Annotated in this window: 1 pseudogene; it reads right to left on the bottom strand. The window is 67.8% G+C overall.

The window, feature by feature from the left end:
* Nucleotides 1–416, bottom strand: a pseudogene (locus C2I19_RS21380) (RHS repeat domain-containing protein); the annotation flags it as partial.

The raw sequence follows: 416 nt of genomic DNA, 5'->3' as shown, positions 1-416 counted from the left end.
CCGATGCCGTCACCGTGTCGCCGGCCTGGAAGTGGCCCGCGCCGCGCGAGATGGCGTTGTTGGTGTCGGCCTGGTACCACACTTGCGCCGCTTGCTTCCCACTGTGCGTCTGGTCGGTCGAGCCGCGCGGCAGCGTCGCCTCCAGCTTGTCCGCATAGCGGATGGTGTCCGTCACATTCCCCGCCGCGTCGTACTGCTGTTCGCTCACATAGCCCAGCGGGTCGACGGTGTAGCGCAGGCGGTCGCCTTCGTCGTAGACGTAACGGGTGGTTTGGCCGTTGCCGTCGGTCTTGGCCGTGACGTTGTTCGCCGCGTCGTACGCGTAGCGCGTGCTCAGCTTCAGCCCGGCCGGGTCGACGGTTTCGCGCACGCGGCGGCCGGCGCCGTCGTATTCGTATTCGGTGACCTTGGCTTGG

This window comes from Chromobacterium alticapitis (genome assembly GCF_002924365.1).
In the GTDB taxonomy this organism is placed as follows: Bacteria; Pseudomonadota; Gammaproteobacteria; order Burkholderiales; family Chromobacteriaceae; genus Chromobacterium; species Chromobacterium alticapitis.
This window is presented reverse-complemented; position numbering and strand designations above follow the sequence as displayed.